The organism is Brevibacterium sp. LS14 (genome assembly GCF_012027885.1).
Lineage (GTDB): Bacteria > Actinomycetota > Actinomycetes > Actinomycetales > Brevibacteriaceae > Brevibacterium > Brevibacterium casei.
Genome location: NZ_SJXG01000013.1, coordinates 1 through 431, shown reverse-complemented (window position 1 = coordinate 431; position 431 = coordinate 1). Strand labels below are relative to the sequence as shown.

The window sequence follows — 431 nt, the reverse complement described above, 5'->3', positions numbered from 1 at the left end:
CGACCGGGAAACCGGAAGCCACGCCGCCTGTGGTGTTGGTCGGATCGGTGATTCCGGCCGAAGTGGCAGAACCCGTGCCGTCGCCGTCACCGTTGCCGAGCGTGTAGGCGTCGTCGGTGGCAGGCGGGACTGCCCAGTCTGGGGGTGCCTGCGGGATCGGCAGAGGCGCATCATGAAGCTCCCCGTGGAGGACCTGATCGACAATCTCGAAGAGCGCAGCCTGGTCGGCGGCAGTGTCATTGCTGCCGCTCGGGGTTGCAGGGTGTCCCAGCGATGTGCCACCGGCGTCTTCACTGTCGACGCCCGTATCACCCGTGGTCCCTGAGTTGTGGCCGCTGGCATCGGTATCCGGGGTGACTGAGTGGATGCGGGAGGTGAGCAACCCGTTCAATGCCGCCCCGGACACCGGGTCGAGCAGTCCCCCGAGCACC

At 67.3% G+C, this 431-nt stretch carries 1 pseudogene; it reads right to left on the bottom strand.

The window, feature by feature from the left end:
• A pseudogene (locus EZE58_RS02045) lies at positions 1-382 on the bottom strand (HNH endonuclease); the annotation flags it as partial.
• Positions 383-431: the final 49 nt, after the last annotated feature.